Source organism: Pseudoalteromonas sp. MMG007, from assembly GCF_018100985.1.
Classification (GTDB): domain Bacteria; phylum Pseudomonadota; class Gammaproteobacteria; order Enterobacterales; family Alteromonadaceae; genus Pseudoalteromonas.
Genome location: NZ_JAGJEI010000007.1, coordinates 63,989 through 88,485, shown reverse-complemented (window position 1 = coordinate 88,485; position 24,497 = coordinate 63,989). Strand labels below are relative to the sequence as shown.

Here is a 24,497-nt window from a genome sequence, read left to right as displayed (position 1 = left end):
GTAAAAAACGTACAGTATAGGGAATATAAAATTTAGTAAGTGACATAAAAATAATAGTTGAGAGTGTCTACTTGCGCTGTGGCGTTGTTTGTCACTACTAGCTCTAAGCTCCACAACATGTTTTGCTCTGAGCAAATACCAACCATCGTATTGCTTTGCCACACATTATTATTTTTTTTGAACAATTGTGGAATGTAGCCCATATACATAGTGATGCCTTTAAGCTTGGCATCTTCAATTTGTATGTTTGCAGGTAAGTCGCTAAAAATAGTAAATGGAGTCTCTGGTGAAAGGCTTCGCTCACTTAACCATACTTTAACACCATTTGAAAAAGTACAAGGCAGATTAGGTTCACATTCGGCGTTTTTAGGTAATTTGCCGCCTGAACTTTGAGAAAAATCACACGCTGTTAATATAAAAATCAACGCTGTAAATAAACTTAACCTATATATAAGCATAACAATGTCGCACCAAAGAAAAGCAAATACTAATAATCACGACTATAAATAACAAGTGTGAGTGTTACTATTAGTGAAAATTAGGCACAAACTGTATCAAAAAATAAACAACAAGCTCACAAAGTTTGATTGATGTCATAATTTTATGTAATTGACCTATCTTTTTTAGGCCAAAAAATTTATCATTTCACCCGCAAAAAATAAGGGTTTCTCGAGTTTGTTTTCTGAAGCATTCACGCTTTGAACGTTTTAGGTAACACGCTTGAGAAAAATAGTAGGCCCCACTTTTTTAAAGTGGGTAATTCATTTCTAAACGCATTTATTGCAGCGGAAGCCAGAAAATGAGCCAAACAGTAGCATCACAAACTGAGTATAACTATAAGGTTGTACGCCAATTCGCTATTATGACAGTGATTTGGGGCATCGTTGGCATGAGTATTGGGGTTCTGATTGCTGCCCAATTAGCTTGGCCAGCACTTAACTTTGATACACCATGGTTAACTTACTCTCGACTACGTCCGTTACACACGAACGCAGTAATTTTCGCATTTGGTACCAGTGCACTTTTTGCGACGTCTTATTACGTCGTTCAACGTACTTGTCAAACGCGTCTTTTCTCAGACAAACTTGCCGCCTTTTCGTTTTGGGGCTGGCAGTTAGTTATTGTACTAGCAGTAATCACTTTACCTCTTGGTATTACTAGCTCAAAAGAATACGCAGAACTTGAATGGCCAATCGATATTTTAATCGCAGTGGTTTGGATAGTGTACGCAATAGTATTTTTTGGTACTTTAATTAAGCGTAAAGTGTCGCACATATATGTTGCTAACTGGTTCTACGCTGGCTTTATTATTACTGTTGCAGTGCTACACATTGTAAACAGCATGGCAGTACCAGTATCGTTAACTAAATCATACTCTATTTACGCAGGTGCGGTAGATGCAATGGTTCAGTGGTGGTACGGTCACAACGCTGTAGGTTTCCTACTAACTGCTGGTTTCTTAGGTATGATGTATTACTTTGTACCAAAGCAAGCTGGCCGCCCAGTTTACTCATACCGTTTATCGGTAGTTCATTTTTGGGCACTTATTTCATTATATATTTGGGCTGGTCCTCATCACCTTCATTACACTGCACTTCCTGATTGGACGCAGAGTTTAGGTATGGTTATGTCTATTATCTTATTCGTTCCATCTTGGGGTGGTATGATTAACGGTATTATGACGCTGTCTGGCGCTTGGCATAAGCTTCGCACCGACCCAGTACTTCGTTTCTTAGTTGTTTCATTGTCTTTCTACGGTATGTCTACGTTTGAAGGCCCTATGATGGCAATTAAATCTGTGAATGCGTTATCTCACTACACAGATTGGACAATCGGCCATGTACATTCAGGTGCATTAGGTTGGGTTGCTATGATTTCAATTGGTGCTATTTACCACCTTATCCCCGCGTTATTCGCACAAGGTCGTATGTACAGCGTTAAATTGGTTAACACCCACTTCTGGTTACACACGGTAGGTGTTGTACTTTACATTGTTGCAATGTGGATCTCTGGTGTAATGCAAGGTCTAATGTGGCGCGCAGTTAACTCTGACGGTACATTAATGTATAGCTTTGTTCAGTCTTTAGAAGCGTCGCATCCTTTCTACATTATGCGTTTTGTAGGCGGTGTATTCATCGTAACAGGTATGTTAGTTATGGCTTATAACGTTTTCCGTACAATTTCAGCTGAAAAAGAATCACTGAAGTTAGACGCGCAAGCACAATTAGCATAACGGAGTGAGATGATGAGCAATAAAAATTCACAAAACAAACATGAAATAGTAGAAAAGAACGTTGGCCTAATGGCTATTCTTACTGTTTTTGCTATTAGTTTTGGTGCATTAGTTGAAATTACTCCGCTAATGTTCCAAGACGATACAACTAAACCTGTTGAAGGCCTGCGCCCACTTAACGCGCTAGAAATGGAAGGCAGAGACATTTATGTACGTGAAGGTTGTTACAACTGTCACTCACAAATGATCCGTCCTTTTCGCGACGAAGTTGAGCGTTACGGTCACTACTCTGTAGCTGGCGAGTCAGTATGGGATCACCCTTTCCAATGGGGTTCTAAACGTACTGGTCCTGACCTTGCTCGTGTAGGTAAACGTTATTCGGACGATTGGCATTATGCACACTTAGTTGACCCACGTGCCGTGGTTCCTGAGTCGAACATGCCAGGTTTTCCTTGGTTAGCAGAGACAACGGTTGATACCAGCCTAACTCTGAAAAAACTACAAATTTTCCGTGATACTTTTGCTATCAACCCTGAAAACCCTAAACATCCGGGCTTAGGTTATGGCAGCGACGAAGAGCTTCAAGCAGATGTTGAAAAAGTTAACGCTATGAATAACGGCGAAGGCGCAACAGAAATGCAAGCCTTGATCGCGTATTTACAGCAACTTGGCACCCACTTGAAGTAAAAAATTATGGATTACGGAACATACAGAGGCATTTTGACTCTGGTAATTTTAGTATTGTTTATTGTGATTGTTGTATGGGCATACAGCAAACGTAGCAAAAATCGTTTTGATGACGCTGCTAATGCCATTTTTGAAGATGAAAAAAAACATAACAACACACTCTCTAACGAGGAAAAGGAGTCTGAAAAATGACTAGCTTTTGGAGTATTTGGGTTATTGTTTTAACCCTAGCCTGTTTAGTTATCATCTTTAGCTTATTAGTTTGGAACCTTAAAAACTATGCTGGCGTAAAAGAAGGTGAAGATTGTGGGCATGAATATGACGGTATTACAGAGCTGAACAATCCGCTACCAAAGTGGTGGACATATATGTTCTTTGCGACATTCATATGGTCTGTATATTATCTTGCAGCTTACCCAGGTTTAGGTAACTGGGAAGGTTTAGGTAAATGGACCAGCTCTAACCAAGGTATTACCTCTTTAGCTGAGTCTAAAGAAGCAACAAAACTAGCTGCTGAAGAAGGCCGCTATGTTAAACTTGATAAAGAGTATGAGGCTGCACAAGAGCGTTTTGGTCCTATTTTCAACAAACTTGCACAAGTACCCGTTTTAGATTTAGTTAATTCTAAATTTGAAGGTGATGCAGCGCAGCAAGTTGCTCTTGAAAATGGTGATAAACACGAGCAAACAGATGGCCAATTAGCACTTGAAATTGGTCAGCGCTTATTTTCGCAAAACTGTGCTCAGTGTCATGGCTCTGATGCCCGTGGTGGAACTGGTTTCCCTAACCTAACTGATAAAGATTGGTTATACGGTGGCTCACCTGACAAAATTAAAGAAACGCTTCTTTATGGTCGTATAGCTGCAATGCCTTCTTGGGGCGCTGCACTTGGTGAGCAAGGCGTTAAAGAAATGACGGCTCATGTTTTAAGCCTTTCAGGTCGTACTGTTAACCAAAAAGATGCAGCCGCTGGTGCCGCTAAGTTTGCCATGTGTGCAGCGTGTCACGGTGCTGATGGTAAAGGGTCGGTTGCGCATAACCTTCCGTTTGGTGCACCTAACCTAACAGATAACATTTGGTTATATGGTGGCTCTCAACGCGCTGTTGAAGAAACGCTTAACCATGGCCGCGCCGGTGTTATGCCAGCATGGAAAGACATTTTAGGTGAAGATAAAATTCACTTGTTAACTGCGTATGTTTACAGCTTATCGCAAGATCAGTAAACATTGGGTTAACCAATAATTAATCTTTTTATTTCAATAGATTAATCCAGATCAAAAAAGCCTCCAGTCGGAGGCTTTTTTTTAGTCTTTTACAAATATTTGCTATAAAATAACCCCACCTAAACTAATTTTAGAGCAACTATGCAACCTACTCCGTGGTATAAAAATTTTTGGCCTTGGTTTTTAATCTTTTTCCCGCTCGCGGCCATTATTGGGTGCATAACATTAATTATTACTGCTGTGGGTAATGGCCCAGATATGGTGGTAGATGATTACTATAAAAAAGGTAAAGCTATTAATTTAGAGCTTACTAAGTTTGAAAAAGCCAAAGCTCTATTTTTACATGGTGAGCTTAATGTGACTGATGAACGTGTTAGTTTTAAATTCACTAAAGGCGATTATAGTAATGTACCTGCGTTAAAATTATCATTTTATCATCGCACCATTAAAGCCCATGACTTTGCCGCTACACTAACTGCAAATGCTAATAAAGAATTTACAGCTCTACTCGAAAACTACACGCCGGGCGCCTACTCTGTGTTTATAGAGCCTATAGATGGCAGCTGGAAGTTAAAAGAAAACATCACACTTCCTACAGAGCAGCCTTTGTTAGTTACGCCTAATTATAAGTAGTAGTAAATATGAGTACTTCTTGCTTTCATTGCCTTGAAAGTGTGCCTAAAGGGTTCAGTGCCACTGTTATTATAGATAACACGGTACAGCCAATGTGTTGTATTGGCTGCCAAGCAGTTGCACAAAACATTGTTGATCAAGGCATGACCGACTACTACAAATACCGCACTGTTCGAGCCGGTAAAGTAGAGCAATTAGTACCTGAGCAACTCACGTTTATAAAAAGCTACGATAATGAAGACATACAAGATGAGTTTATAGCCACAAACGACAGCATCTCTGAAGTATTATTAAGTGTTGAGGGCATTACCTGTGCAGCGTGTGCCTGGCTTATCGAAAAACAATTACTAAGCCTAAAAACAGTTAAGCGCGTTGACGTAAACACCTCAACTAATCGCGCTATGATCCAGTGGGATAAAACAAACACACCACTGAGCGAAATCATTACCTCTTTGGCTAAAATTGGCTACAAAGCCTACCCGTTTCAAGCTGATACAGAAGCCCAACAAAAACAGCAAACAGCTAAAGCGTATATTCGTCGCTTAGGTGTTGCTGGGCTAATGACCATGCAAGTAATGATGTTTGCCTTTGCCATGTACTTTGGCATGTTTTCAGGAATGGATAGCAACTTTGAGCAATATTTTAGGTGGATAAGCTTAGTGCTTGCCTCACCGGTTATTTTGTACAGCGCGCTACCTTTTTTAACTAATGCCATTAATGGTTTGAAAGCCAAACAACTCAACATGGATTTACCCGTATCGCTTGCTATTTTTGGAGCTTATGGGGCAAGTTGCTATGCTACGTTTATGCAAGTGGGCGAAGTTTATTTTGAATCGGTTTGCATGTTTACCTTTTTGCTATTGCTAGGTAAATACTTAGAATTTAGAGCCCGATTAAAGGCCAGTGAATTTACAGCTAACTTACAAAAACTACTCCCTCTTACTGCCCGCACACTCGATGAAAACGGTAATGAGCACATTATTGCGGCAAAAAAACTAAAACTAAACGATATAGTACTCATAAAAGCCGGTGAAACAATCCCAGCCGACGGTGAGCTAGTTAAAGGTAAAACAACAGTTGATGAGTCAATGATGACCGGCGAGCATCAACCCGTTACTAAATTTATTGGTCACAATGTTTATGCGGGCTGCGTTAATCACGATGGCGTAATAGAAATAAAAATTAATAAAATTGGCCAAAACACGCTTTTAAACCAAATTATTCGCTTGCAACACAATGCGTTAACTAAGCGCCCTAAATTAGTGGAGATAACTGATAAAGTAGCTCAGTGGTTTATTGCATCTTTACTTATATTTGCCTCGATAACTGCTATTGGTTGGTATCAAATAGACCCTGAGCACGCATTTTGGATCACTATTTCTGTACTGGTTGCCACTTGCCCATGTGCTTTGAGTTTAGCTATTCCAACCGCACTTACTTGCGCCGTTGCAACACTTACCCGAAAAGGCATATTGATAAAGCAAGCGCATGTACTTGAAACGCTCTCACAATTAACATTATTTGCTTTTGATAAAACAGGCACGCTTACCCAAGGGAAATTTACACTCGACGCGGTAGATATACTTGATGATAACTACAGCAAAGCTGATGTTTTAAAAATAGCGGCTCAGCTTGAGCGTTACTCTGAGCACCCTATAGCGAGTGCATTTAACGAATATACCCCCGCTCAGCATGATTTAAATAATATAGAGGTGCATCCAGGCCTCGGTATTAGCGCACAAAATGAAGCCAACCATTACGCTATTGGTAAAAGCGGCTGGTTTGAAAGTAAAAAAACCAACGCCCAAGCCAGTTTGTACATAAATAAACAGGTAGTCGCTCGCTTTTATTTTGTTGATAAAGTAAAAAGTGATGCAACAAAACTTATTAGCGCTTTGCAGTCGCAAAATTTAAGCTGCCATATGCTAACGGGTGATGCTTCAGATGCAGGGCAAAAAATTGCTAAGCAGCTAAAACTTGAAAGTGTGCAAACAGGCCTCTCACCTAAAGATAAACAAACTGCTGTAGAGCAGTGGTCATCGCAAAATGAGGTGGTTGCAATGGTCGGTGATGGCATTAACGACAGCCCCGTATTTGCCAGTGTCCATTTATCTATTGCGATGGAAACCGGCGCTGATATTTCTAAAAATAGTGCTGATGTTGTACTGCTAAATAGTGACTTAGCGTCAATTGATCACCTATTAAATGTGGCTAAGCAAACTAGGCGTATTATTAAGCAAAACCTTGCCCTGTCTTTGTTGTATAATGCATCAATATTGCCGCTGGCAGCTCTTGGCCTTGTTGCTCCATGGATGGCCGTTATTGGAATGTCTGCCAGCTCAATCATTGTTATTAGCAATTCACTAAGGCTTTTAAAGTTATGAGCATAATTTATATTTTGATCCCCATTGCTATATTGTTCGTCATTATTGCTATTGGCGTATTTTTTTGGGCTGTTAAAAGCGAGCAATTTTCTGATTTAAACAAACAAGGTCACAGTATTTTGTTTGAAGACGATAAAGAGCAGCACAACAAAAGTAATGATTGACCCTCTTTATATTAGCGCTTTTTTAATGGGCCTAATTGGTAGCGGCCACTGCCTTGCTATGTGCGGAGGTATTGCAAGCTCTTTACAATTAGCCAGCAACAAGCGAAAAACACTTACCTACTCATTCGCTTATAATATTGGGCGAGCATTAAGCTACATGGTTGCAGGCGCACTCGTTGCAGGTATAAGCAGTCAGTTTGCTAAACAAAACACATCATTTTCTATCACGCTTTCATTTATTGCCGCAATTTTTATGCTACTAGTAGGCGTTTATATAATGCGCTTAGGGCCTACATTGCAGTGGTTAGAGAAAATAGGTAAAACACTTATTTGGCAACATATTGTTAAGCTTAATAAATACTTAATGCCCGTTGACTCAACAGTTAAAGCATTGGGTTATGGCGCATTATGGGGCTGGCTTCCGTGTGGTTTGGTTTATTCTGCGCTCACGTGGGCAATGACGAGCCCAACCGCCTTAGATGGTGCTATTGTAATGTTATGTTTTGCGCTTGGTACATTTCCAGCCATGATCACACTGGGTTTAGCGGCTCAAAAACTCAACAGCATAATAAATCATCCATGGACCCGAATTGTATTAGGCAGCGTTATAATTTGGTATGGTATCTACTTATTGATTATTGCAACCGACAAGCTAGTACATTAATCTTAGAATGTATCAGCCTTGAAGGTTTATTTGCCTCAGTGTATATAATAACTAAAACGGATTAAATTATGGATTTCTCTCAAAGTCGCGCTAAAAGTAACTGTGCTATTAGCTGTAATAATTGCAGTATAAGCCAGTTATGTCTGCCATTTTCGTTAAATGGCCAAGAAATGGATAAGCTTGACGAAATTATTGAGCGAAAAAAACCACTGCATAAAGGTGACTATTTATTTGAATCTGGTGCACCTTTGCAGGCTATTTACGCTGTACGTTCTGGCTCATTTAAATCTTATACACTCTCAGAGCAAGGCGATGAGCAAATTACTGGCTTTCATTTAGCGGGTGATTTAGTTGGTTTTGATGCGATAAGTAAAATGGCTCACCAAAGCTTCTCTCAGGCACTAGAAACCTCTATGGTATGCGAAATTCCATTTGATACCCTTGATGAACTCGCTGGTAAATTACCTAAGTTACGCCAGCAAATAATGCGCTTAATGAGTAGCGAAATAACCTACGATCAAGAAATGCTATTACTGCTTAATAAAAAATCGGCAGAAGAGCGCTTAGCCAGTTTTATTTATAATCTTTCAGAGCGTTTCGGTGAACGTGGCTTTTCGCGCAAAGAGTTCAGATTTACCATGACTCGTGGCGAAATTGGTAATTACTTAGGTTTAACTGTTGAAACCATTAGTCGATTATTAAGTCGTTTCCAAAAAGCTGATTTAATCAAAGTTGAAGGTAAATTTATTACTATTTTAAATAATGACGCACTCGCTAAAGCGGCGGCAATCGTTAAGCCTTGTTAAAAACCTCACTGCAACTTTGATTTAGAACAACAATTTATGTGCTACCCCTTTAACTGTTTTGTATATGCGTTACACTAAATACAGAACTTCAACTAAGGAGTAGCTCATGAACACCATAAAACGCATTTTAGCGGTTGTCGATCCTACCAAAGACGATCAGCACGGCTTATCTCGCTCAATTGAGCTAGCTAAGAAGTCCGGCGCAAGTATTACCGCCTTTATGACGGTTTACGACTTCTCTTACGAAATGACCACCATGCTCTCCGGTGAAGAACGAGAAGCCATGCGAAGCGCCGTTTTAAAAGACCGTGAACTATGGCTCACTGACTTAGTCTCTCCCTACAAAAATATCAATATAGATACCCAAGTGGTTTGGCATAACCGCCCTTACGAAGCCATTATTAATACCGTTATGGAGCAAAGCTTTGACCTAGTCATTAAAGGTACACATCAGCACGGCGCGCTTAAATCAGTTATTTTTACTCCTACTGATTGGCATTTAGTGCGTAAATGCCCCTCTCCAGTGTTGTTCGTAAAAGAAATGGCGTGGCCAGAAAAAGGTAATATTTTAGCTGCTATTAATGCTGTAAGCGAAAATGATGAACACGTTGCACTTAATAAGCGCATTATTAAAGATGCGCAGTTTTTATGTGAACTGGCAAACGCAAAACTTAACTTAGTTAATGCATACCCAGCAACACCTGTAAATATTGCGATAGAAATACCCGAGTTTAACCCGGGTGTTTATAACGAATCAGTAAAAAAACATCACATTGAATCTACAACACAGCTTGCTAACGACTTTAATTTAACGACAGAGCAATGTTTTATTGAAGAAGGCCTACCTGAGGACGTAATTCCTGATGTAGCTAAACGTTTAAATAGCGAATTAGTGGTTATTGGCACTGTTGGACGTACTGGTTTAAGCGCGGCTTTAGTGGGTAACACCGCAGAGCATGTAATTGATAGTTTAGATTGCGATGTACTTGCATTAAAACCAGACGGTTATGTTAGCCCTCTTGCCAAAAGTTAAACAAAGCCTTAACTAGCGCTTTAATACCCATAGTACTTGGGTATATAATACGCCCCTTTATTTTTAGCAATTAACTTTGCGTATGTTTATCAAGGGGGCGTAATTGTCACATTCAGATCAAGCTAAAGCTCAATTTAATTTAAATAAGCTTCAAAAGCGTTTACGCCGCCAAACTGGTCAAGCCGTTATGGACTTCAATATGATTGAAGAAGGCGACCGTATCATGGTGTGTTTATCAGGCGGCAAAGACAGCTACACCATGCTTGAAATGCTTCAGCACCTTAAACGTGTAGCGCCAATTAAGTTTGACTTGTTCGTGGTAAACCTCGATCAAAAGCAACCTGGCTTTCCTGAGCATGTACTGCCTGAGTATCTTGATAAACTTGATATTGAATACAAAATTGTCGAAGAAGACACCTACAGCATTGTTACCGATATAATCCCTGAAGGTAAAACAACGTGCTCACTTTGCTCTCGCTTACGTCGCGGTATTTTATATCGTACAGCAAAAGAGCTTGGCGCAACTAAAATTGCACTTGGCCATCACCGCGATGACATGATCGAAACACTCTTTTTAAACATGTTTTACGGTGGCAAACTTAAAAGTATGCCGGCTAAATTAATGAGCGATAATGGCGAGCATATGGTTATTCGTCCATTAGCGTACTGTAAAGAGGCTGACATAAGCCAATATGCTTTTGTACAAGGTTACCCTATCATTCCGTGTAACTTATGTGGCTCTCAAGAAAACTTACAGCGTAAGCACACCAAAAACATGCTTGCTAAGTGGAACGAAGAACACCCTGGTCGTATAGAAAGTATTTTTACAGCAATGCAAAATGTAGTGCCTTCTCATTTAGCTGATGCAGAATTATTTGATTTTGAAAACTTAAAAACCGGTGAAGTCATAGATGGTGGTGATATTGCGCTTGATAAGCCAGATATTCCAAAAGTGCCTATAAATACTGACGATGACCAGCCAGCTCAAGCTGATGTAGTTACTATAAATTTAAGCTAAATTACAAATTAAAGGGCTTGTTTTAAGCCCTTTTTTAACCCTTAGCTAATCCTTGTAGAAACTCTAAACTTAGCTTTTCTTGATTATTTGCCTGATACGGTAATTGTTGCAAGCTATCGTATGCAAAATCAGTGATTTCAAACATACTCACCTCACTATTACCAAAACTATTAAGCTCACCCGGGCTTGGTGACATTCTCTCAATCACAAAGTCACTTAAGTGCATATTAGTAATACCCTGCGGTAACACCGACCAATGCGCTTTTAAGGTTACGCTTTGGCTCCCCATAGACAGACGCTCTTTAGCCACTAAATGTGCAAGAGGTGTGTCACCGCTGTATAAATTAGCCCTTACACGATAGAGACCACTCTTTTTTACAGTTAAATTTGCAGGCACAAGCATATTTTCATTTTGAGGATAAGCACTTTCGAACCCTGTTAACGTGGCACTGGGCAGCATGTATTGAATCTGCGCGACTACTGGTATTTTTTCCCCTGCTATATCGGCATCAACATATATTTGTAAATTACGTGGGTAGTCTTCTTTAGCTTTAAAAGTAACAATAGCCTCGCCTTGTCGCGCTGAGCCCTTGTGAGTATTTAGCACTTCTTTGGTATCTGTATTTGATAACTCAACGTTTACTTTAGTTAAGTTAGTAGCACTTACACTCAACTTAATTTCTTCTGGGTAAACATACCTATATTGCTTTAAGCTTAAAGTAAGCGCTTCATTGCCAGACTCATTAATTGGGCTTATTACAGGGTAAAATTGATTTGGCTTTAAACGGTCTTCATCATGCGGGTTTAAAGGTTGAGAGTAAGGTGGATATTTAAGGGCACTTTCATATTGCATAACCACTTGCTCTGCCGCGCTTGTTAAATCTTCATTAAAGGCAACTTGTTTTTTTGACTCTATTTTTTTATTTTTTGGTAAATCAATGGCTATCACTTTACTAGGCACAGGTGCAGCAGCTGCAGCTGATTGATAAACCGGCTGTTTTTTTTGCTTAACGTTTAGAGTTTCCCCACTTCGGTTAACAAACCATAAAGCATATAAAGCTATACTGATAATTAACGCCACTGCGTAAAATTTCTTCATAAGTATTAAATATTCCTTTAAAGCGTGCAGATCACTACACGCTATTTATTTTTATGGGATCACACTATAAATAAGTGCTGACGCACTTTTACTATTTGAGTCTTTTATGTAGCGATACTGCTTTTTCCAAAACCAAGTTCCTGTTGTTTCATCAAAAGTAGTAAAACCAACATTTTGACCATCAACGCCTATATTATTCATTGCAGAAGTCACATTGCCTTTGCGCTGCGCGTTATGAATTTCATTATGGCTGTAACTGTCGCTCATCATCATTGGGTAATGGTTTGGCATAAAGCTATTTACAGCATCACCTTGCGACTTTAAACGTCCATCTGTATCAATCGTTTGACTGCAACTGCCAAACGATTGTGCAGAGCTTGCGCCACATGACGAATGCGATGCAACGACCGAATCATCATTGCCTCTTAAAAAAACACCGGTTAAACCTAAATATGCATTTCCATCGGCTACAAAACGTAAACGAGGGGTACGAGCATCAGGAAGCGGAGAAATTTTACGCGCATTATTTACTTTTAAGTCGTGCAAAACGCCCACGGCTTTTGTTACATCACTTCCTAACCACCATTTGAGTGCAGCATCGACTGCAAAGTTCCATGCTGCACCAGTTAATGCACTTACTGCAATATCTGCAAGCTCGCTACCGCCCCCTGCACCCGCTAAATCGAAGGTCGCCACAATTTTCAGCGGTTCTAAGCCCGCATTTTCTAGCCAATTTTCTTGATTATCAATGATATGGCGCGCAATCAAATCACCCGTTGAATGCGTTACTAACACACAGCCCTGATCACATAGATTTGAACGTGAAATTTGCTTTAACTTAGGCCATACCCAATCGGTTGCAATTTTACCTTCTACCCGCTCGTATGCAGGCCAATCTATACGTTCGTCCGCTTTGTTATTCCAGTACGACTGCCAATAGGTTTCGCCATCATTAACAACATCGCTTCCAGACTTATTTGTTATTTGAGAAGTCTGTAAACCGTGAATTAAAATAATCTTGTAGTCTTTACTTACCGCAGAAAAGCTCATTAACATAGCAAGGCCTGCACCAAGTAAGTAACTTAGTTTTTGTGTGCGCTTTTTGTTGTTCATATAATATCCTAATCGTGTGTGTTCAATGTGTTTTTAATCATTTAAGGTATTCATGTCGTGTGTTGTTCTGCACTAAGACAGCACAAGCATCAGTATTAGGAGCAGCGCTCTAAATTGCAACAGCTTATTATCATTTACTTAAATTAAGACTACTGCTATTTCAAATCAATTAGTTAACATGAACTCTAATTAAGAAATCAACTAACATATTGAATTTTAGTGATATTTTAGTTTATTTCTCTAGTCAAATATATTCAGTGAGAAAAGGCGCATCTATGGGCTTATAGCAAGTAAATTCAACGTAGTTAGGACAAAATAGCAGCTAGAGATAAGTTTTCTTATTCAGAACTCAGGTTAGTTAATAAACAATAATTGTATAAAGTGAAATTATTTATATGGGGCTAATTTTTGAGGACAAAAATTATTAAACTGAGTGCGATGTAGGATTTCTTAATTTCAGGTGAGGGGTTGATATAATGAATTTATTTATAAAAGTTATACATTAATTTAAATACTTGGCTCTATTAAAGCCAAGTATTTTACAAGTAGATTAACTGTTCGCTTTTAGCTCGTTTGTAAACTGGCCTATCGCATTGACTACTTCCTGCGCGCCGTTTTGTATTTCGCTCATAACATCACCAGACTCTTTAGATAATGCTAAGCCACGTTCTGCTTTTTCCTGCCCTTGCTCTATAACCGAAACCGTATTTTGAGTTTGCGAGCGGTTTCGTTGCACTACTTCGACAATTTCTTCAGTTGCTTTTGATGTACGCGACGCTAGAAGTCTAACTTCATCAGCTACCACAGCAAAGCCTCGCCCTTGCTCTCCAGCGCGTGCGGCTTCTATTGCAGCATTTAAAGCAAGTAAATTTGTTTGCTCAGCTATGCTGCTAATGCTTTGTACAATACTTGCTATTTGCTGCGACTGCTGATCAAGCGCCGATATTTCGCTAGCTGCTTGCTCCATATTTATTGCCAGTTCAGTCATGACTGCAACAGTGTCTTTAATTACACCAGCGCCTTGCTCTGCCTTTTTATCTGTTTGTGTTGATGTGTTGTAAGCAATTTCTGCTGCTTGCGATATAGCTATTTCTTGATTAACTTGATCTGTAATAACCGTTGCAAACTTCATAACCTTGTAAAGTTCATTAGCATCATTTGAAATAGGATTGTAAGAAGCCTCAAGCCACACAATGTTCCCATATTTATCAACACGTTTAAAACGCTCCGCTATAAATTGCCCTTCACGTAGCTTTTTCCAAAACTCTTGATATCCTTGCGAATTTGCTTCTGCTGGTTCACAAAATGTACGATGGTGTTTGCCTATTAATTCTTTTTCTTGATAACCCATTGCAGCTAAAAACTGATCATTTGCTTTTAATACATGACCTTCTAAATCAAATTCAATCACTGCCATTGAACGATAAATAGCTTTGATTGTGTCGCTTTGCTCACGAGATGCCGTAATAGTTTTGGTTAAGTCGCTGCCAAATATAGAAAAATAAAGAAGCTGATCTTGCTCACCTTTTACTGGGTGTACTATTAAGCGTAACCATTGTGCTTTACCATCAAAACAGGTAATTTGTAATGTGCCACCCCAGTGGCCTTCTGTTTTAATTGCTTGTTGTAAGCTTGCAAAATCTTTAGATTGACGCGACTGCTCAGTAATAAAATCATTAAAGGGATTATTCGTTAACGTATCTTCGTCATAACCGAGCTTCTGCAAAAATAAATCATTGGCATGAGAAATACGCCCATCATAAAGAATATTAACAACTAACATCTCACGATAAAGGCCTTCCCATACTTGTTGCAAAGGATAAAGCTCAGCTTTTAAAGAGGCGATTTCATTTTGTTTATTTTTAGAAAAAAACATTAATATCCTTACTAAGGCGAGTTGATCTTTGTTAATTGAAATTTGTTCAATCTAAAGCGATTTAATCGCGGTACAACATTTGTAACCTAGTGGGCTAGGTAACTGATCCTGCGTTACACTACTGGCTTAAGGCACAAAAAATAATAATCCTAGAAAGAACCCTTTGAACAGCGCATGTTTGGTATTTATATTGTGTTATCGCCTATGAGTAGGAAATAACCACACTACATCAGCTCAGCCTTGCCTAAAAACCACATAGGTTGCTTGTAGTTCAACCACTAAAAACAACATGCCCTGATACAATTAATATAAGTTAATCTCAGTATAGAAGGTAATTACAATAACGCGATAAATAATAAGCAGTTAAAACTAAATTAACTATTTAATCTTTCATATAAGCCAGATGCTCGGGATACACTTTTATTCATTGCTAGTTGCAACACTTTTTTATCTGCCACCAGCTCAAACTTATTTTTAGCACGTGTTATACCGGTATACACTAATTGCCTGTTTATACCCATACGAGCTTGCTTAAGTGCAGGCAGCACCATTGCTGTATAGTTAAATTCAGAGCCTTGAGATTTATGTATAGTCATTACATACACTTTATCGTGAGCAGGTAAGCGCGCGGGTGAAAATGCACGTTCATTACCTTGCTCATCTATAAATATTGCTTTTAGCTGATTACTTTCATCGGGCATTAAAATACCAATATCACCATTAAAAAGCTTAAGCTGGTAATCGTTTTGGCTCACCATAATAGGCATACCACTATAATGACGCTGATTAGGGCTAACGGTAATTAAACCCTGCTGCTGTAGGGCTCTTTCAATACGTAGATTTAAACTATTTACACCGTAATCACCTTCGCGCACGGCAGCAAGTAATTGATAATTAGCAAATGCGCCATGTATTTGTGCAACGCTAGCACCTTGAGCAATAAGCTCTAAGTAATTTTTATAATGCCCCGCAGCACTCTTTACGAGCTTTTCGATGGGTTTTGCTACAAAGTCGTAATCTAAAATCACATCATTAAAGCGCCCCTCAGTACTTTCTTGCTCAACGTAATTTAAAATACCGGTGTTATTGGTGTTTACCGCAAGAGCTAGTTGACCAATGCCACTTTGTGCATCAAATCGATAACTGTGCTGTAAAAATGCAATACAGTCAGCAAGTTTAAATTCGCTATGTGTTTGAGTCGCTAATTTATTATGACCATTAAAACATAACTGATTAAGCTCTTCGCACCGCGCTTTTGAATAATTAGGCGTTTGTCCAAGCTCTAACCCTTGGCATAAATCACTCATTACACTGCCGGTATCAACCGAGGCTAGTTGATCTTTATCGCCTAGTAATATTAAGCGTGCATGTGCAGGCAATGCCTCTATTAACTTGGCCATTAGCGATAAATCGACCATGCTCGCTTCGTCAATAATTAATACATCTAAATGCAGTGGATTAGCTTTATTATGCCTAAATTTATTAGTAAACGGTTTTACGCCTAATAAACGATGAATAGTTTGAGCACTTTGAGGTATCAGCGTTTTAATATCATCGGGAATCGTTGTAAGCTTATTTTTAGCCCCTAAAATAGACTCACTTAAACGTGCTGCCGCCTTACCTGTTGGTGCCACCAGCTTAATGCTTAGCGGTGCAGTTTTATAAAGTGACTGTAAAATAGCGAGTAACTTAGTCACCGTAGTGGTTTTACCAGTGCCAGGCCCCCCGGTGATCACACTAAACCCTTTGGTTGCAGCAATAGCACACGCTACTTTTTGCCAATCAGTTTCAATTGCTGGGTTTGCCGGAAAATAAGTATTTAAAAGCGCTGCTAACACCTCGTTATTTATATTGAGCTTTCGCTCGCTCATACTTAATAGCCTTGTGGCTAATGTTTGCTCATAACCTGCTAGGCGCGCAAAATAAAGGCGCTCATTAAACAATTGCAGTGGTTTACTCTCGCCTACGCTTTGGTGATTTTGTAAGTAGTTATACGCGGTTTGAGCATTAAAGTCCTCTGCAAAGGGCGTTAATGTGTCGGGTATATTTCCTTCGAGTTTATTAAAATCACTTTGGCGCAAATTAAACGGGTTACTCCAATCAACATCGTTTAATGTTAAGCAGCTATGCTGACTTTGCTGCGATAAACACAGTAACAAAATAATATAAAATAATTCATTATCCGATTGTTCAAACTCATTACCGCATAGCAATTGTGCAAGCTTTATATCAACCATACGAACACGGTTTTGCGCTGTTAAATATTCAAGTAACGAAACAGTACTCACATTATTGGCTAACTGTGGCTGTGGTATTAGCTCTGCCGGATCATGTGTAAACGGCTCGTCGATGTGTGCCTCGTCAATATCATCAAACAAACCCGGTTGCTGGTTTAAATCGCTCATAGCATGGCTCCTTGGCTAAACAAGCCATCTAAAATAGTTACTTGCTCTTGCGTTAATTTTTTAAAATACACGCCTTGCCCTGCAGGCATCCCGCGTAAAAAGGTGTAATAAACGCCACCTAAGTGGGTATCTATTGAGTAATCACTAATGCGTTGTTTTAACAACCGGTGCAAAGCAACGGTATATATTAAATACTGTAAATGATACTGATGACTACTCATCGCTTGCTCTAGTAAGTCACTCTTATAATCTGCCGGAGTATTACCTAAGTAATTAGACTTATAATCTAAAATGTAATACTTATCTTGATAGCAAAATATTAAATCTATAAAGCCTTTTAAAAGCCCTTTTACATGAGCAAATTCTAGTTTGCTTTGAGTAAAACCAAAATGTTTAATAAGGATTTCGTTTAACTGAGGGGCACTTAAACTGCTCAGCGGTAAATTAAACTCCATTTCTACCAAGCAATCACTTGGCGCTAATTTACTCAAGCTTAAATCATTACTGCTGTTAGCATTTAATGGGCATTGCAACGAATCGAGTATCCACTGCTCAGTTACATCTTGCCAGCTCTCGCTAATGTGGTATTTTTCAAGCGCACGCTTTACAACCTCGTCTAGGTTTTGCTCTTTATTTGTAGGGTGCTCGAGTGGGCTTGTAAAATCAATTTGCTCAAATATTTCGTGTAAACAGCTGCCCGGTTTTGCACCTTTAGGAAAACTGTAAGGAGAAGGTAGCTCGTCTTCTTGTGCTGCAAACTCATCCTTTTCATGATCTTCATCACTACGCCCTGGCTCTATATGGTCGGTGTGCTTTTTAAAGCTCAGCGCACTAAAGCTAGTTGCTCGCCAGTCACGCTCAATAGTTGCCGTTACACTATTAATGCTAAGCGCTTGGGATGAGTTTTCGCTTTGTGCAAAACGTAATGTGCCCTGCTCTAACAACGCTTGTGAGGTAAATTGCTGATAACTCATCGCTTTATTAGCATCGCAAAATTCACTTAAATGTGTACGCCATACTTGGCTGCTTGAAAGCTCAAGCCCTGAAAATAAAACATGCCCAAGTGCACTACTTTGAATCGCTAAGCGGCTGCTCTGCCCTTGCCCTAAGTTATAAACGCCTAGCGAGCAAAAATGTACAGCACGGGTAAGCGCTACGTATAATAGCCGTAAGTCTTCTGCAAGGCGCTCTTGTTCTGCTTTTTGCAGTGCGTCTTCATTTTTACTTAAATCGTAAACCAATTTACCTTTATCATGATAAAGCGCTTCCTTGGTTTCGCGATAACCACTAGCAAAAGGCATAAATACCAGTGGGTATTCAAGCCCTTTTGATGCATGCATTGTTACAATTTTAACTAAGTTAGCATCGCTTTCTAGGCGTACTTGTACGGTTTCACCATCTTGTTGACTTACCTTTTGTGCAAACCAGCGCAGTAAACGTAAGGTGCCTTCAAGCTCAATTTGTTTTTGCTGGAGTATTTCACCTAAGTGTCTAAAGTCGGTTAGCCACCGTTCTACGTTATACCCTAAACCTTGCCATTTAGCGCTTAGCTGATTGTGGCTCATTAAGCGCTCAAGCATAGCCATAGCGCCTTGTTTGTTCCAAACATGGCTAAGCTGTGCAAAAAAGTTTAAATGCTCTTGCCATTTATTTTCATCATCGGCGAGTGCAAATATATCGTTATAACTTAAACAAAATAATGGGCCGGCAAGCACACCACGCAGCAACGACTCGTCGTACTGACCATGTAAAGCCGTTAAAAAGTTAAGTAAATGATGGCTAAGCTCTTGGCTAAATACGCTTTCTCGTGATAAGTAAACGCTAGAAATTTTGGCATCACCCAGCGCTTTTTTCATTATTTGTGCTTCTACACGGTCGCGTACTAATATACAAATATCGGCAGCGCTTACGGGCTTATTGCCTATGCACGCTGTGCCTTGTTTTGCTTTTTCAAGCAAGGTAACAATTTTATTAGCAAAGTGAGTGGCTAAATGTGCTTGCCCCACTCCTTTGTTTGTTGGTTTGTTTTTTTCATCTGCGGCTTCATCAACAAATACATTAAATTCAAAGGCAGTGGCTGGTTTACCATCTACTATAAATGTTTCGTCAGCTTTTTTACCTTTAGCAGCCACCGCGTTAAACGGTATAGCGTCGTTATAAATAAAGCTATTAGCGTGTTTACCGAATAAGCTATTAACGCTGTTGACTATATCGGTGCTTGAGCGAAAATTTGTACCTAGGGTAAATTGTTGCTCTGTTTGCACCGCTTCTTTTGCACCAATATAGGTAAAAATATCAGCGCCCCTAAAGCCATAAATAGCCTGCTTTGGGTCACCTATCATGGCAAGCGTAGTGTTTTCTTGGCCGTATATTTTACTAAAAATACCGTACTGAATGGGGTCGGTATCTTGAAATTCATCTATCATGGCTACAGGGAATAGTTGCGCTACTTTTTGCGCGAGTGCATCGCCTTGCTCACCATTAAGTGCTCTGTGTAAGTTGGTGAGTAAATCATCTGGAGTGATTACGCTTTGCTCTTGCTTGCGTTTTACTATGGCGGCTTTAACCCAGCGTGAAGCGTACTGCACTATCGCTATTTTTAAGCCTTGATTTATCGTGTTATTAAGCGCAGCAAGCTCGTCAAATTGACTCAGTAATGGATGCGTAAATAATGGCTGATTTTTTTTATAATTTGCTGCATCACTTAAATTTTCGCTGCTCCATACCTCAAACGAATATTTGCTAGTGCCAAACTCAAAAAACAAATCATCACTTGCACAAAAGGCTTCAAGCGCAGCCAAGCTCCCCTTACGAGCAGGTGTTTTAGAACCGCTTAAGCCTGATCCTTTAATCGCAGCAATAAATTCTTGATCTATTACCGCCCTTTTAAATGCAGGTACTTTATTTATGTATTCATCACGGGCTTGCCATACATCGTCTAAATTTATTTGCGGTGTAATGTGCGCATTAGCTTTATTAAGCACGCTACTTACTTGGCTAAATAACGACTCAGGGGCTGCAAATACATCTAAAATGGCATCGGTGCGTTCTTTATTGAGCGGGTATACAAACGCGCGCCAAAAATCTTTAATGGTTTCGAGCAGTATGTCGCGCTCGTCTAAAATAAACTCAAGGTTAAACGCCACACCCGATTCAAACGCATGCTGTTTTAACATTCGCTGACAAAAACCATGAATGGTAAATATGGCTGCCTCATCCATTGATTTAGCCGCTGCATCAAGTAAATCAAATGCGCGGTGTTTGTCATCAATTGCGGCTATTACACCTTCTATTAACTCATCTTTTGGGTCTTGTCCAAGTAGTGCGTCGCGCGCAGCAATAATACGGCTGCGTACACGGTCTTTAATTTCTTGTGTAGCGGCATCGGTAAATGTCACCACTAATATTTGCTCAACACTGAGTGGCGTATTTAGCTCACCTTCTATTTGCATCCCTAATAAATAGCGCAAATAAAGGCCTGTTATAGTATAGGTTTTACCAGTACCGGCGCTGGCTTCTATTAAGCTTTGCCCTATTAGCGGCATAGTTAGTGGGTTAAGCGCTTGCATGGTCACTCTCCTTTGCGTGTTCAAACAATGGTGCAAGTAACTTATCGCTCCACTTTATAAATTCTTCTTGGCAGTCATTGAGCGATTGCACTGTTAAGCGAATATAAGGGTTTTCGCCCTCGCCTCGCCCTATATACTGCGGGCTAAACTTGCTAGTGGCTTTGCCAATGTCACCGCCGCTTTTTACGTACTCGTAGCCACTAACCGGAAAAAACGGTATTGGCTCTTTGCGAAGCGCTTTATATAGCTCAAACCAATCACTTAACAAGGCATCTGCATCGGCTTTGCTGATTGGCGCATAACTAATTTGCTTATCAAGCCCAAGCAGAAGAGTTTCTACTTCTTGCTCCATACTTTGTGCAGCTAGGTGGTATATAAAGCCTTTAATTAAATCTTTCGCTTTAATGCTGGCGCTTCGATAAAACACTTGTTTTTGCAGATAAATATGATTTAGCCAGCCTTCTATTTTGGTATTTTCTATTTGTAGAGCGACTTCAATGGGCTCACTTTTCCCGCCTTTAATCTGCTCTTTAACTTGCCCTGCAAGTGCATCTACTCGATGCTCCATCCCTTCAAAAATTAAACTACCTACATTAGCCTGCGGCAGCTCACCGCGCTGTAATATTTGCTCAGTACTCAGTGGTTGCTCGTTAATATTAGCGTCGAGTATTTCATCAAGATAAAAGTAACGACGAAGTGCATCTAGGCTAAAGGGTTCCTCGTCTTTTGCGACTTCGTTAAATTGTGGCAGGCGTAAACCTAACGTTTGCTGATAAAAGCTCTCTTGTGCATTGCACACGCTTCTAATAAAGCTGTCTAAATCGAGTGTGTCAGGAGGGGTAACGTCAAGTGCACTAACAGGTTGTACCGTAATAGACTCGCTCGGCAGCCAAATAGGGTTATAACTGTGATTATTTAGCGCACTACTTTGCTCATTACTTTTTAAATAATAAGCACTATTAAAGGGCTGTAAATGTTGCTGGTTAATCAAACAATTTGGTAATCTAAATTCTAACTTGCCAGGAATTACCGGCCCCGTATTATTCAAGATAAAGCTACGGCCAATGTATTCTAAAAGCTCACTTACTAAGGTTGATGGCATACGGGGTTGGTTATCAAAACATGAGCGCCCAATATAGCTCATATATAAACTATCACGAGCACTGAGTAGTGCCTCTAAAAATAAGTAACGGTCGTCTAATTTACGTGAACGGTCACCTTTTTGTTTTTTAGAGTACGGCACTAAGTCAAAACCAATAGGTTGTACGTTACGCGGGTAATCAGCGTCGTTTAAACCTAGCATACACACCACTTTAAACGGTACTGCGCGCATTGGCATTAAGGTACAAAAGTTTACCTGGCCGACTAAAAACCGCTGCCCTACGCCTTTTTCTTGAATGCCTTGTTTGATTAAGTAACTTACAATGCGCTGCGACACAGCTTGGCTGTAATCGCCGTTATCGTGATGCTTTTGTAACTCTTCAAGTACTTTTTGTAGTACTAATAAATCCCAACTATCATCACTTTCACTTTCGTATATAGCGTTTAATAACTCACTTAAAATAAGTGCTTTATTAGTCAGTGTATCGTCAGGTGTTAGTTGCTCTTTAAAGTGTTGCAGCACATTAATAAAATCCACCAGCTTATTAAGCGTATCAAGTGCCATGCCTTCTACTTCATCGGCACTATAAATACCGTTAAACGGGCATTGTTCGTCGCGCTGCGCTATGCCGAGTAATAAGCGGTTAAGCCCGTGTTGCCAAGTATTTAAATCGATTGCCGGTAAGTCAAAGCTACTTTTATGCTCAGCATTTATACCCCATTTTACGCCCACTCGCTCAAGCCAGTATTGAATTTGCTCGTACTCGTGCGCTTCAAGGCCAAATTTTTCGGCAATTTGCGTTACTTGCAGTAAATCAAGAATATCTGACACGCCAAAGCGCGAAAACGGTAAGTTAGCTAGGCTGGCAAACGAGCTAAGCACGGGTTTTTCTTGCTCTATGGCTAAATCGGCCAAGGCATACGGAATAAAACGGCTGCCTTGCGCGCCACCAAAAACGGCCTCAATATAGGGGCTGTATGTGCCAACATCGGGCATCATTACAATAATGTCTTTTGGTGTAAGCGCCGGGTTTTGATTAAACAAATTAAGTAAGTAGTCGTGCAGACGCTCAACTTCTCTAAGAGGGGTGTGGCAATCGCTAAGGGTAATACTGGTGTCGGTCGCGCTTACCGGCAGTTTGCCTTCATCATTTATAAACCACTCTTTGTTATCGGTAAGAGACTCCCCTTTAAACGCAAGCTGGTAAATTTCACTTTGAACTTGCCCAAGTAACGTGTCGTCAAATACGTCTATAAAGCCATCTATCCATCGGGCATCAAGTTGTACTAGTTGCTCAAAGTAATCACGCCCTAACTTACCCCACGACGATAAAAGCGGGTTACCTATAAAGTAGTATTCTTCGTCAGGGTCAGTTTGTTTTTTTTGCTGAGCTTCTATAAGCGGCATTTTGGCGTATTTTGCTGCTATTTTTGCAGCGGTTTTTTCATCTATTATATCGCCCCAATAATGCTCACTAGGGTTAAAAAAGAATAAAAACACGTCTGTTTTTTTACTCAGCGCTTCAAATACTTCAAGCTGAGAACTGGCAATCGCCGATATACCAAATAAGCTAATGCGCTTAGGTAACAAGCTATTATCCATAGTCTCAAGTGCTGCAAGTAACTGCCCTTGCATATTAGCGCGATGAAATTGGCTTTGCCCAAGCTCTTTGCTTAGTTTTACAATGCGTCGCCATAAGTCGGGTTGCCATGGCGCAATGTTTACATCTACGTCCTCAAGTTCATCTTTGCCACTATCCCAGGTGGCAATCCAATGCGGACGGTACATTAAATATTGGTCGTACACGTCGGCTATTTTTTCGCACAGCGCAAACGTTTTTTGCCCGTCTATATCGCCCTCTAAATAGGTTTTTAGCGGCAAGTAAAGTAGCTCATCAATACAGTTAGGGAGTATTGCAAATAATTTCCAAGCCAGGTTAGGCTTATTAAACGCAGACTCTTTGGGTACATTTGGTAGTAATTGTTGATACAACTGCCAAATAAAACTCGATGGCAGCGGAAAATCAACCTGCGCTGCGATCCCCAAATGTTCACTTAAACCAATTTTTAACCACTGCGACATACCCGGCGATTGCACCAGCACCACTTCTTTATCGAAAGGGCTTTGTAATGGGCTTACTTTTAACAGCTTATGAAACTGCGCTTGTAGCGCTTCCATACGGTTTGATTGGATAATATTGAGCATACGCGAACTACCTTACTTGAGATAAAACCAGTGTAAGATATTTTCAATTATAGGGGTAGCACAATCAGTAAATTGGCACTAATAAATCAGCGAGTTAGCATGTAATTGCATATGCATCATACGTATGTATTAAAGCCTGTTTATTTTTTAAATTTAATCTCGCTTATATGATTGGCGCTAAACTCAAACATGGTGCATTTAGCGTGGCTATTAATCAAAATAAAATAATAAACCAGCACATTTTACTGGGTTGTTTAACTTTAAACTTTACTCGTGCAAACAC

Annotated in this window: 18 protein-coding genes; 11 read left to right on the top strand and 7 right to left on the bottom strand. The window is 39.9% G+C overall.

What is annotated here, in order from left to right; all coding sequences use genetic code 11:
- Positions 1-32 precede the first annotated feature (32 nt).
- The gene (locus J8L71_RS10435; protein WP_211000480.1) at positions 33-458 is read right to left on the bottom strand and encodes a hypothetical protein; all 426 of its coding nucleotides are present in this window, start codon (positions 456-458) and stop codon (positions 33-35) included.
- 341 nt (positions 459-799) lie between these two features.
- On the opposite strand from J8L71_RS10435, the gene ccoN reads away from it, so the two are divergent.
- The 11 genes from ccoN to ttcA all read left to right on the top strand — a co-directional run bounded on the left by ccoN (position 800) and on the right by ttcA (position 10,845).
- Positions 800-2,233: a cytochrome-c oxidase, cbb3-type subunit I gene (gene ccoN / locus J8L71_RS10430; RefSeq protein ID WP_058549680.1), complete on the top strand. Its 1,434-nt coding sequence runs from the start codon at positions 800-802 to the stop codon at positions 2,231-2,233.
- A gap of 12 nt (positions 2,234-2,245) precedes the next feature.
- Positions 2,246-2,920, top strand: a complete 675-nt coding sequence (ccoO, locus tag J8L71_RS10425) for a cytochrome-c oxidase, cbb3-type subunit II (RefSeq protein WP_058549800.1) — start codon at positions 2,246-2,248, stop codon at positions 2,918-2,920.
- Between the two features lie 6 nt (positions 2,921-2,926).
- Positions 2,927-3,112, top strand: a complete 186-nt coding sequence (locus J8L71_RS10420) for a CcoQ/FixQ family Cbb3-type cytochrome c oxidase assembly chaperone (protein ID WP_004588824.1) — start codon at positions 2,927-2,929, stop codon at positions 3,110-3,112.
- Positions 3,109-4,143, top strand: coding sequence for a cytochrome-c oxidase, cbb3-type subunit III (gene ccoP / locus J8L71_RS10415; RefSeq protein ID WP_211000479.1), 1,035 nt, complete (start codon positions 3,109-3,111; stop codon positions 4,141-4,143). Before J8L71_RS10420 ends, ccoP begins: the two co-directional genes overlap by 4 nt.
- Before the next feature lie 141 nt (positions 4,144-4,284).
- The gene (locus J8L71_RS10410; protein WP_211000478.1) at positions 4,285-4,776 is read left to right on the top strand and encodes a FixH family protein; all 492 of its coding nucleotides are present in this window, start codon (positions 4,285-4,287) and stop codon (positions 4,774-4,776) included.
- A gap of 8 nt (positions 4,777-4,784) precedes the next feature.
- Entirely contained in the window at positions 4,785-7,160 is a 2,376-nt protein-coding gene (locus tag J8L71_RS10405) for a heavy metal translocating P-type ATPase (protein ID WP_211000477.1), read from the top strand.
- A complete protein-coding gene (gene ccoS / locus J8L71_RS10400) occupies positions 7,157-7,324 on the top strand; it encodes a cbb3-type cytochrome oxidase assembly protein CcoS (protein WP_002963071.1) in 168 nt (55 codons plus the stop codon). The genes J8L71_RS10405 and ccoS overlap by 4 nt, the downstream gene beginning before the upstream one ends.
- A complete protein-coding gene (locus J8L71_RS10395; RefSeq protein ID WP_211000476.1) occupies positions 7,317-7,988 on the top strand; it encodes a sulfite exporter TauE/SafE family protein in 672 nt (223 codons plus the stop codon). The genes ccoS and J8L71_RS10395 overlap by 8 nt, the downstream gene beginning before the upstream one ends.
- A gap of 68 nt (positions 7,989-8,056) precedes the next feature.
- Positions 8,057-8,794 (top strand): FNR family transcription factor, encoded by a 738-nt coding sequence (locus J8L71_RS10390; RefSeq protein ID WP_211000475.1) that lies wholly within the window; start codon positions 8,057-8,059, stop codon positions 8,792-8,794.
- Positions 8,795-8,900: 106 nt separating this feature from the next.
- Positions 8,901-9,827: a universal stress protein UspE gene (uspE, locus tag J8L71_RS10385; protein WP_211000474.1), complete on the top strand. Its 927-nt coding sequence runs from the start codon at positions 8,901-8,903 to the stop codon at positions 9,825-9,827.
- Positions 9,828-9,930: 103 nt separating this feature from the next.
- Positions 9,931-10,845 carry a tRNA 2-thiocytidine(32) synthetase TtcA gene (ttcA, locus tag J8L71_RS10380; RefSeq protein WP_211000473.1) on the top strand — a complete coding sequence of 305 codons (915 nt, stop codon included), beginning with the start codon at positions 9,931-9,933 and terminating at the stop codon, positions 10,843-10,845.
- A gap of 34 nt (positions 10,846-10,879) precedes the next feature.
- Here the strand turns inward: ttcA and J8L71_RS10375 are convergent, their stop codons facing one another.
- The 6 genes from J8L71_RS10375 to recC all read right to left on the bottom strand — a co-directional run bounded on the left by J8L71_RS10375 (position 10,880) and on the right by recC (position 24,214).
- Positions 10,880-11,944 (bottom strand): hypothetical protein, encoded by a 1,065-nt coding sequence (locus J8L71_RS10375; protein ID WP_211000472.1) that lies wholly within the window; start codon positions 11,942-11,944, stop codon positions 10,880-10,882.
- A 51-nt stretch (positions 11,945-11,995) separates the two neighbouring features.
- The gene (locus J8L71_RS10370) at positions 11,996-13,057 is read right to left on the bottom strand and encodes a hypothetical protein (RefSeq protein WP_211000471.1); all 1,062 of its coding nucleotides are present in this window, start codon (positions 13,055-13,057) and stop codon (positions 11,996-11,998) included.
- Between the two features lie 550 nt (positions 13,058-13,607).
- The gene (locus J8L71_RS10365) at positions 13,608-14,933 is read right to left on the bottom strand and encodes a methyl-accepting chemotaxis protein (RefSeq protein ID WP_211000470.1); all 1,326 of its coding nucleotides are present in this window, start codon (positions 14,931-14,933) and stop codon (positions 13,608-13,610) included.
- A 374-nt stretch (positions 14,934-15,307) separates the two neighbouring features.
- Complete coding sequence (gene recD / locus J8L71_RS10360; protein ID WP_211000469.1) at positions 15,308-17,338, bottom strand: exodeoxyribonuclease V subunit alpha; 2,031 nt, start codon at positions 17,336-17,338, stop codon at positions 15,308-15,310.
- The gene (gene recB, locus J8L71_RS10355) at positions 17,335-20,907 is read right to left on the bottom strand and encodes an exodeoxyribonuclease V subunit beta (RefSeq protein WP_211000468.1); all 3,573 of its coding nucleotides are present in this window, start codon (positions 20,905-20,907) and stop codon (positions 17,335-17,337) included. Before recB ends, recD begins: the two co-directional genes overlap by 4 nt.
- Entirely contained in the window at positions 20,894-24,214 is a 3,321-nt protein-coding gene (recC, locus tag J8L71_RS10350; protein WP_211000467.1) for an exodeoxyribonuclease V subunit gamma, read from the bottom strand. Before recC ends, recB begins: the two co-directional genes overlap by 14 nt.
- Positions 24,215-24,497: the final 283 nt, after the last annotated feature.

Coding starts and splice junctions, on each gene's coding strand:
- J8L71_RS10435 (WP_211000480.1), bottom strand. CDS start 458: ATGCTTATATATAGGTTAAGTTTATTTACAGCGTTGATTTTTATATTA.
- ccoN (WP_058549680.1), top strand. CDS start 800: ATGAGCCAAACAGTAGCATCACAAACTGAGTATAACTATAAGGTTGTA.
- ccoO (WP_058549800.1), top strand. CDS start 2,246: ATGAGCAATAAAAATTCACAAAACAAACATGAAATAGTAGAAAAGAAC.
- J8L71_RS10420 (WP_004588824.1), top strand. CDS start 2,927: ATGGATTACGGAACATACAGAGGCATTTTGACTCTGGTAATTTTAGTA.
- ccoP (WP_211000479.1), top strand. CDS start 3,109: ATGACTAGCTTTTGGAGTATTTGGGTTATTGTTTTAACCCTAGCCTGT.
- J8L71_RS10410 (WP_211000478.1), top strand. CDS start 4,285: ATGCAACCTACTCCGTGGTATAAAAATTTTTGGCCTTGGTTTTTAATC.
- J8L71_RS10405 (WP_211000477.1), top strand. CDS start 4,785: ATGAGTACTTCTTGCTTTCATTGCCTTGAAAGTGTGCCTAAAGGGTTC.
- ccoS (WP_002963071.1), top strand. CDS start 7,157: ATGAGCATAATTTATATTTTGATCCCCATTGCTATATTGTTCGTCATT.
- J8L71_RS10395 (WP_211000476.1), top strand. CDS start 7,317: ATGATTGACCCTCTTTATATTAGCGCTTTTTTAATGGGCCTAATTGGT.
- J8L71_RS10390 (WP_211000475.1), top strand. CDS start 8,057: ATGGATTTCTCTCAAAGTCGCGCTAAAAGTAACTGTGCTATTAGCTGT.
- uspE (WP_211000474.1), top strand. CDS start 8,901: ATGAACACCATAAAACGCATTTTAGCGGTTGTCGATCCTACCAAAGAC.
- J8L71_RS10375 (WP_211000472.1), bottom strand. CDS start 11,944: ATGAAGAAATTTTACGCAGTGGCGTTAATTATCAGTATAGCTTTATAT.
- J8L71_RS10370 (WP_211000471.1), bottom strand. CDS start 13,057: ATGAACAACAAAAAGCGCACACAAAAACTAAGTTACTTACTTGGTGCA.
- J8L71_RS10365 (WP_211000470.1), bottom strand. CDS start 14,933: ATGTTTTTTTCTAAAAATAAACAAAATGAAATCGCCTCTTTAAAAGCT.
- recD (WP_211000469.1), bottom strand. CDS start 17,338: ATGAGCGATTTAAACCAGCAACCGGGTTTGTTTGATGATATTGACGAG.
- recB (WP_211000468.1), bottom strand. CDS start 20,907: ATGCAAGCGCTTAACCCACTAACTATGCCGCTAATAGGGCAAAGCTTA.
- recC (WP_211000467.1), bottom strand. CDS start 24,214: ATGCTCAATATTATCCAATCAAACCGTATGGAAGCGCTACAAGCGCAG.